We start from the raw sequence: 7,414 nt of genomic DNA on the forward strand, positions 1-7,414 counted from the left end.
GGGCGTGGAGTGGGGCACAGGGTCCTCCCGATGGGTCGTCGCCCGTGAATCATGCCGCGTGGCGGGCGGCCCGCGCACCGCGTTTCCGCTGCGGGCGGACGGCCTGGACGTGTGCGCGGGCGGCGGGGATTCCGTGGAGATCCGGAGCGCCGCTTCTGTAGAGATCCAACAGAGCGCGCCGGTCGCACCTGTCGCAGGTCGATTCTCTCTTCCCGGACCTCTACCGATACGTTTCGGTGTAGTCAGCAGCACTCATGGATGAAACGGAAGGTGATCCCTTGAGCCGCTCGGTTCTCGTCACCGGAGGAAACCGGGGCATCGGCCTCGCCATCGCCCGCGCTTTCGCGGAGGGTGGGGACAAGGTCGCCATCACCTACCGCTCCGGTGAGCCGCCGGCGGAGCTCGCCGAGCTCGGCTGCCTCGCCGTGAAGTGCGACATCACCGACCCCGAGCAGGTCGAGCAGGCCTACAAGGAGATCGAGGAGAAGCAGGGCGCGGTCGAGGTGCTGGTGGCCAACGCCGGCATCACCCGCGACCAGCTGCTGCTGCGGATGTCCGAGGAGGACTTCACCTCGGTGCTGGACACCAACCTCACCGGCACCTTCCGTGTCGTCAAGCGCGCCTCGAAGGGCATGCTGCGTGCCCGCAAGGGCCGTGTGGTGCTGATCTCGTCCGTCGTCGGGCTCATGGGCTCGGCGGGCCAGGCCAACTACGCCGCCTCCAAGGCCGGCCTGGTCGGCTTCGCCCGCTCGCTCGGCCGCGAGCTGGGCTCCCGCAACATCACGGTCAACGTCGTCGCCCCCGGGTTCGTGGACACCGACATGACCCGGGTGCTCAGCGAGGAGCAGCGGGCGAACATCGTGAAGCAGGTGCCGCTCGCGCGCTACGCGCAGCCCGAGGAGATCGCCGCCTCGGTCCGCTTCCTCGCCTCCGACGAGGCCGCATACATCACTGGAGCCGTCATTCCCGTCGACGGCGGATTGGGCATGGGTCACTGAACGTCATGAGTGGAATCCTCGCAGGCAAGCGCATTCTGATCACCGGCGTGCTGATGGAGTCCTCCATCGCCTTCCACGCGGCCAAGGTCGCGCAGGAGCAGGGCGCCGAGGTCATCCTGACGGCGTTCCCGCGGCCCACGCTCACCGAGCGCATCGCCAAGAAGCTGCCGAAGCCGGCCAAGGTCATCGAGCTGGACGTGACCAACCAGGAGCACCTGGACCGCCTGGAGGGCCTGGTCCGGGAGGAGCTCGGCGGCCTCGACGGCGTCGTCCACTCCATCGGCTTCGCGCCGCAGGACGCGCTCGGCGGCAACTTCCTCAACACCCCCTTCGAGTCGGTCTCCACGGCCATGCACGTCTCGGCGTTCTCGCTGAAGTCGCTGACCATGGCCTGCCTGCCGCTGATGCCGGAGGAGGGCGGCGCGGTGGTCGGTCTGACCTTCGACGCGCAGTTCGCCTGGCCGCAGTACGACTGGATGGGCCCGGCCAAGGCCGCCCTCGAGGCCACCAGCCGTTACCTGGCCCGCGATCTCGGCAAGCGGAACGTCCGCTGCAACCTCGTCTCGGCCGGCCCGATCGGCTCGATGGCCGCCAAGTCCATCCCCGGTTTCTCGGACCTGGCCGAGGTGTGGAACACCCGCTCCCCGCTGCAGTGGGACATGGCCGACCCCGAGCCCGCGGGCCGCGGCGTCGTCGCCCTGCTGTCGGACTTCTTCCCGAAGACGACCGGCGAGATCGTCCACGTCGACGGCGGCGTGCACATCATGGGTGCCTGACCCGTTCATGGGTGCCTGACCTGGTTCATGGTGCCTGACCTGGTTCACGACGCCGAAGGCCGCGGGGCCGTCCACGCCGGACGGCCCCGCGGCCTTCGCGTATGCGGCGCGCGCCGTCCGCCCGCACACTGGGAGGGCACGGGAGGAGGTACGGACATGCATTCCGCTTCCACTTCCGCACTCCGCCGGACGACGGCCCTGCTGTTCGCCACCGCGGCCCTGGCCGCCGTCGCCTGCCCGCCCGTACACGCGGCCCCCGCGCCCGCGCCCGCTCCGCCTCTGGAGGCGGAGTGCGGCACGCACCTGCGCGGCGCGCATGTCACCGTTCACTGCTTCAACGGCAACTCCACCATCGACCGCGTACAACTGCACATCCAGTGCACCCGCTGGTGGGACCCGGGGATGGACACCGCGCCCGTCGCCGTCGCCCCCGCCCGCCACGTCACCCTCTCCCAGCGCTGCTGGCTGGGCATACGGCATGCCTGGGTGACGCACACACCGGGCACACCGGGCACACCGGGCACCTCGGACTGACGTCTCAGCCGGTCACCGCGCGACAGCCGTACGGGTAGCGGCCCGCCTCCTCCCCGGCCGTCCGCTCGTCGCCGTCCCGGATCGCGGCCACCAGCCTGCCGTGGTCGGCCAGCCCCTCGGGCCGCAGCTCGGTGCCGACGTCCGCGCGCAGGAACTGACGCAGCACCCCGCCGAGATCGGCGTACACCTCCGCCAGCACCTCGTTGTGCGCCGCCGTGACCACCGCCGTGTGCAGGGTCGCGTCGGCCTCCACGAACCGCTCCGCGTCCCCCGAGGCCCATGCCTCCTCGCGCCGCTCCAGCAACTGCGTCAGCTGGGCGAGGTCGTGCTCGGTGCGGCGCCGTGCCGCCAGGCGCGCCGCCTGCGTCTCCAGGGCGGCGCGCAGCTCGGCCACGTGCAGCGGGTCGGCCTGCGCGAAGCGGCGGTTCATCACCCCGGCGAGCTCGCTGGTGGCGACGACATAGGTGCCCGACCCCTGGCGGATGTCCAGCAGACCGTTGTGGGCCAGGGCGCGCACCGCCTCCCGGACGGTGTTGCGCGCCACCCCGAGCTGCGCCACGAGCGCGGGCTCGGTCGGGATGCGCGAACCGACCGGCCACTCACCGGACGTGATCTGGTTCCGCAGCTGCGCGATCACCTGGTCGACGAGCGGGGACCGCCGGGGAGATGTCAGAGGCGCCATTGTCGTGCTCCATTCATCCCATGATTCTATGATGCCGGTATGGCATCCACGGCAGACGAAGATCTCACGACGGCCGACGCGGCCGCACCGGCACCGACGCCGACACCGGCCACCGATACGCCCGCCGATACATCCGCCCCTGCCCCGGGGCGCGGCCCCGCCCGCTCGCGGACCCTGCTGCTCGCCGTGGGGCTCGTCCTCGCCGCCCTCAACCTCCGCCCCGCGATCACCAGCCTCGGCGCGCTGATGAAGGAGGTGAAGGCCGGACTCGGCATGAGCGGCACCCTCGCCGGGCTGCTCACCTCCGTGCCCACACTGTGCTTCGCGGTCTTCGGCCTCGCCGCGCCCCGGCTGGCCCGGCGCTGGGGGCCCGCCCCGGTGGTCTGCGCCGGGATGGCGTTCATCGCCACCGGGCTCGCGCTGCGTCCGTTCGCGGGCGGGGTCCCCGCCTTCCTGGCCCTGAGCGCCCTCGCGCTCGCGGGCATAGCCGTGAGCAACGTCCTGATGCCGGTCGTCGTCAAGCGCTGGTTCCCCGACCGCGTCGGCCCCATGACCGGCCTCTACTCGATGGCGCTCTCCGGCGGCGCCGGAGTCGCGGGCGCCGCCACCGTCCCGCTGACCCACGCCATGGGCAGCACCTGGAAGTCCGGCCTCGCCCTGTGGGCCGTCCTCGCCGCCGCCGCGTCCTTGACCTGGCTGGCGATCAGCGCCCGCGGCCGGGCGGAGGGCGAGGCCGCGCCCGCCGCCGGTGCCGCGCGGGAGACCTCCGGCAGGAGTATCACCCGCAGCACCACCGCCTGGGCGCTGGCGATCTTCTTCGGCCTCCAGGCCACCGGCGCGTACATCGTCATGGGCTGGCTGCCCGTGATCTTCCGGGACGCCGGGGTCTCCGCCTCCACCGCCGGACTGCTGGCCGCGACGACGATGGTGGTGGGCGTCCCGATCGCCTTCCTGCTGCCGCGCCTCGCCGCCCGCCTGCCCCACCAGGGCATCCTGGCCGTCGCCCTCGCCCTGTTCGGCCTCGCGGGCTACGCGGGCCTGTGGCTGGCGCCCAAGGGCGGCGCCTGGGTGTGGGTGGTGCTCCTCGGCGTCTCCAACAGCGCTTTCCCGCTCGCCCTCACCATGATCGGCATGCGCGCCCGGACCGGCGCGGGCATGGTGCGGCTGTCCGCCTTCGCCCAGAGCATCGGCTATCTCATCTCCATCCCCGGCCCCCTGCTCGTGGGCTGGCTCAACGACCGCACGGGTGGCTGGAACTGGCCGATCGCCCTGATGGCGGCGCTGATGGTGCCCCAGATCGTCACGGGCGTGCTCGCGGGCCGCAACCGCACGGTCGAGGACGAACTCTGAGCGGGGACGGGCCCTGAGCGGTACGGCCGCTGAGCGGGGACGGGCCCGGGCAAGGCCGGCCCGGGCGAGGCGGTCCGGGCCGGGGTGCGACACTTGGTGCCATGCAGCAGCCTGTGCTCGACCCGAACCCCAAGAACGGCCAGAAGACGCTCCTGGCCATCCTCGGCGCGATGCTCGCGATCACCGTCGTCATCGGCGTGATCGCGACGATCGCCTCGCCCTGACCTCTCGCCCCGACCTCGGTGGCCCCCAGGGGAATACGGGGGATATCCCCCGTCCCCTAGGGGGGACGGCTCAGGGGTAACTGGGTGGTTCACCGGATGGGAGCGTGAGCCGGACCTCCGTAGGTTCGTAGTACACCGCGCGTACGGCGACGGCGCGGTGTCCGGAACCCACTCGGAGGCGATCCCCATGCCCGGCGGCACCCCGCACCCTCCCCGCGGCACCGCACGCACCGCGCAGACCAGGCTGCCGTGGTGGGGCGTCGCGCTGCCCGCCGCGGCCTTCGCCCTGCTGCTCTTCCTGCTCGCCGGGCCGGCGGCCCCCGCCTCGCCGGAGAGCGGCACCACCCTCGCCGCCGCAGCGGGCGCGCTCGCGCGGCTCGTCGCCTTCGTCCAGTACGCGATAGGCGGCTGACCGACAGGGCGGGCGACAGCCTCCCAACACCCCGCGCCCCGCCGTCCTTTTCATGCGAAGCTGGAAACCATGAGCGCCGAACCGACCCGCAGGATCGTCCTCCTCCGCCACGCCAAGGCCGACTGGCCCGACGTGGACGACCACGACCGGCCGCTCGCCGAGCGCGGCCGCAAGGACGCCCCGATCGCCGGCCGCCGGATCGCCTCCGCCGGCCTCGTCCCCGATCTCGTCCTCTGCTCCACCGCCGCCCGCACCCGCGAGACCTGGAAGCTCGCCGTCGCCGAGCTTCCGCAGCGCCCGCGCACGGTCTACGAGGACCGGCTGTACGAGGCGTCGCTCGGCGAGCTCATCGCGCTCGTCAACGAGACCTCCGACGAGGTCCGCGACCTGCTGCTCGTCGGGCACAACCCGGGCATGCACGCGCTGGCCGACGCGCTGGCGGGCGAGGCGGAGGGCGACGCGCTCGCGCGCATGAACCGCTCGGGCTTCCCCACGGCCTCCATCGCCGTCCTGGGCCTCTCAGGTTCCTGGAAGTCGGTCGAGCACGGCTGCGCGGCGCTTTCGGATTTCTGGGCGCCGCACCGTTAGTTTTCTGCCGGGGTGCGCCCACTGGGGTGGGACCTGAGCCCGGCGCGCGTCTGCGGGCCGTATGTGGCTGGCCGCGCAGTTCCCCGCGCCCCTGACGGGGCGCGACCTGTCACCCGGCTCCGCAACCACAACCAGCCCGTCCGGCGTTTGAGGACGCGGCCGGAGGCCGCTCCCGCCGTAGGCGGCAATGGTGGGGAAGCCGAAAGATCACGGTCGGAGCCACCCACGGGTGACCCCGCGGGCTCACTCGTGCGTGTTCGCCGCCTCGACTTCCTCCCGCGTCACGCCCAGCAGATAAAGCACCGTGTCCAGGAACGGCACATTCACCGCCGTATGCGCCGCCTCCCGCACCACCGGCTTCGCGTTGAACGCGATGCCGAGCCCCGCCGCGTTCAGCATGTCGAGGTCGTTCGCGCCGTCACCGATCGCCACCGTCTGCGCCAGCGGCACCCCCGCCTCGGCCGCGAAGCGCCGCAGCAGCCGGGCCTTGCCCGCGCGGTCGACGATCTCGCCGGTGACGCGGCCGGTCAGCTTGCCGTCGACGATCTCCAGCGTGTTCGCCGACGCGAAGTCCAGCCCCAGCCGCTCCCGCAGGTCGTCCGTGACCTGGGTGAAACCGCCGGAGACGACACCCACCTGGTAGCCGAGCCGCTTCAGCGTCTTGATCAGGGTCCGGGCGCCCGGGGTGAGCCGGACCTCCGCCCGCACCTTCTCCACCACCGACTCGTCCAGGCCCTTCAGCAGCGCCACCCGGGCGTGCAGGGACTCTTCGAAGTCCAGCTCGCCGCGCATCGCCCGCGCGGTGACCTCCGCGACCTCCGCCTCGCACCCGGCGTGCGCGGCGAACAGCTCGATGACCTCGTCCGTGATCAGCGTCGAGTCCACGTCCATCACGATCAGGCGCTGTGCCCGCCGCTGGAGACCGGCCGCCACGACCGCCACGTCCACCCCGCGCGCCGCGGCCTCTATGGCCAGCGCCGTCCGCAGGGACTCCGTTTCGGCACCCGACACGGCGAACTCCACCGCCGTCACCGGGTACTTGGCGAGCCGGAAGATGCGGTCGATGTTGCCGCCCGTGCCCGTGATCCGCGCGGCGATGGCGGCCGTCGACTCGGCGGTCAGCGGGTGCCCGAGCACCGTGACGTGGGAACGCCCGGTGCCACGCGGCCTGTTGTCGCCCCGCCCCGAGATGATCTCCGCCTGGAGGTGCAGCGAGTCCGCCCAACTGTGCACCGTCGCCCGGAGCTCGCCCTCCATCGTGCCGCCGCCCACGGGGGCGGTGACCAGCGCGCAGAGGGTGATCCGGCCCCGGGTGACGACCTGCTCGATGTCGACGACGTCGACGGCGAAGGCGGCGAGCGTGTCGAACAAACCGGCGGTGATACCCGGCCGGTCCTTCCCGAAGATCTTGACCAGCAGGGTGGGATCGTCGTCGCCGGTGACGGCGGTGGCAGGCGGGTTCTGCGATGCGCTCATGGTGCCCCCACCGTATCCGGCTTCGCGAGGCGTCCGTACACCTGTCCCGTGACCGGACGGCGAAGAGCTCGCCTACGAACCGTTAACGCTGCCCTTTGGGCGGCCCGGGCGGGGCACCCGGCGGACGTCCCGGAGGCGGTGGTTCCGGGGGAGAGGAACCGTAGCGGTACCCGGGACCGGACGGCCGCCGGGGCCGCGGGCGGGGCGGTGGCAGGCCCATGCCCGGCTGTGTCGGCGCGGTGTAGCGGTCCTCGTCCGCCGCGGACGGCCGGTACGGGTTGTCACCGGCCGGGGGCAGGCGGCGCGGGGGGAGGCCGTCGCGCTTGTACGGGTTCGTCTCGTCGCGCGCGGGCTGCCGTGGCGCGGGGTTGTAC

At 72.5% G+C, this 7,414-nt stretch carries 9 protein-coding genes and 1 pseudogene; 7 read left to right on the forward strand and 3 right to left on the reverse strand.

The annotated features are described in order from the left end of the window. Positions 1 to 278: 278 nt before the first annotated feature. From fabG to K6I34_RS27215, 3 genes are all read left to right on the forward strand, one after another. A complete protein-coding gene (gene fabG, locus K6I34_RS27205) occupies positions 279 to 998 on the forward strand; it encodes a 3-oxoacyl-[acyl-carrier-protein] reductase (protein WP_229329671.1) in 720 nt (239 codons plus the stop codon). 5 nt (positions 999 to 1,003) lie between these two features. Next, positions 1,004 to 1,774: an enoyl-ACP reductase FabI gene (gene fabI / locus K6I34_RS27210; protein ID WP_229329673.1), complete on the forward strand. Its 771-nt coding sequence runs from the start codon at positions 1,004 to 1,006 to the stop codon at positions 1,772 to 1,774. A 156-nt stretch (positions 1,775 to 1,930) separates the two neighbouring features. Then, the gene (locus tag K6I34_RS27215) at positions 1,931 to 2,308 is read left to right on the forward strand and encodes a hypothetical protein (protein WP_229329675.1); all 378 of its coding nucleotides are present in this window, start codon (positions 1,931 to 1,933) and stop codon (positions 2,306 to 2,308) included. Positions 2,309 to 2,312: 4 nt separating this feature from the next. Here the strand turns inward: K6I34_RS27215 and K6I34_RS27220 are convergent, their stop codons facing one another. Beyond that, a complete protein-coding gene (locus K6I34_RS27220) occupies positions 2,313 to 2,990 on the reverse strand; it encodes a FadR/GntR family transcriptional regulator (RefSeq protein ID WP_229329677.1) in 678 nt (225 codons plus the stop codon). 39 nt (positions 2,991 to 3,029) lie between these two features. Here K6I34_RS27220 and K6I34_RS27225 point away from each other — a divergent pair, with 39 nt between their 5' ends. The 4 genes from K6I34_RS27225 to K6I34_RS27235 all read left to right on the forward strand — a co-directional run bounded on the left by K6I34_RS27225 (position 3,030) and on the right by K6I34_RS27235 (position 5,564). Then, entirely contained in the window at positions 3,030 to 4,340 is a 1,311-nt protein-coding gene (locus K6I34_RS27225; RefSeq protein WP_229329678.1) for an MFS transporter, read from the forward strand. A 101-nt stretch (positions 4,341 to 4,441) separates the two neighbouring features. Then, positions 4,442 to 4,564, forward strand: a complete 123-nt coding sequence (locus tag K6I34_RS38425; protein WP_275127159.1) for an SGM_5486 family transporter-associated protein — start codon at positions 4,442 to 4,444, stop codon at positions 4,562 to 4,564. 157 nt (positions 4,565 to 4,721) lie between these two features. Further along, entirely contained in the window at positions 4,722 to 4,976 is a 255-nt protein-coding gene (locus tag K6I34_RS27230) for a hypothetical protein (RefSeq protein ID WP_229329680.1), read from the forward strand. A 69-nt stretch (positions 4,977 to 5,045) separates the two neighbouring features. Then, positions 5,046 to 5,564: a histidine phosphatase family protein gene (locus K6I34_RS27235; RefSeq protein WP_229329682.1), complete on the forward strand. Its 519-nt coding sequence runs from the start codon at positions 5,046 to 5,048 to the stop codon at positions 5,562 to 5,564. Between the two features lie 243 nt (positions 5,565 to 5,807). Here K6I34_RS27235 and serB read toward each other — a convergent pair whose 3' ends face one another. Both serB and K6I34_RS27245 read right to left on the reverse strand, forming a co-directional pair. Continuing rightward, the gene (gene serB, locus K6I34_RS27240; protein ID WP_229329684.1) at positions 5,808 to 7,040 is read right to left on the reverse strand and encodes a phosphoserine phosphatase SerB; all 1,233 of its coding nucleotides are present in this window, start codon (positions 7,038 to 7,040) and stop codon (positions 5,808 to 5,810) included. 82 nt (positions 7,041 to 7,122) lie between these two features. After that, positions 7,123 to 7,414 (reverse strand): annotated as a pseudogene (locus K6I34_RS27245) (hypothetical protein); the annotation flags it as partial.

Source organism: Streptomyces sp. UNOC14_S4 (assembly GCF_020740835.1).
GTDB lineage: Bacteria > Actinomycetota > Actinomycetes > Streptomycetales > Streptomycetaceae > Streptomyces.

What these genes read in the sequence shown, in the direction of transcription:
- fabI (WP_229329673.1), top strand. Translation starts at nt 1,004, where the DNA reads ATGAGTGGAATCCTCGCAGGCAAGCGCATTCTGATCACCGGCGTGCTG.
- K6I34_RS27215 (WP_229329675.1), top strand. Translation starts at nt 1,931, where the DNA reads ATGCATTCCGCTTCCACTTCCGCACTCCGCCGGACGACGGCCCTGCTG.
- K6I34_RS27220 (WP_229329677.1), bottom strand. Translation starts at nt 2,990, where the DNA reads ATGGCGCCTCTGACATCTCCCCGGCGGTCCCCGCTCGTCGACCAGGTG.
- K6I34_RS27225 (WP_229329678.1), top strand. Translation starts at nt 3,030, where the DNA reads ATGGCATCCACGGCAGACGAAGATCTCACGACGGCCGACGCGGCCGCA.
- K6I34_RS38425 (WP_275127159.1), top strand. Translation starts at nt 4,442, where the DNA reads ATGCAGCAGCCTGTGCTCGACCCGAACCCCAAGAACGGCCAGAAGACG.
- K6I34_RS27235 (WP_229329682.1), top strand. Translation starts at nt 5,046, where the DNA reads ATGAGCGCCGAACCGACCCGCAGGATCGTCCTCCTCCGCCACGCCAAG.
- serB (WP_229329684.1), bottom strand. Translation starts at nt 7,040, where the DNA reads ATGAGCGCATCGCAGAACCCGCCTGCCACCGCCGTCACCGGCGACGAC.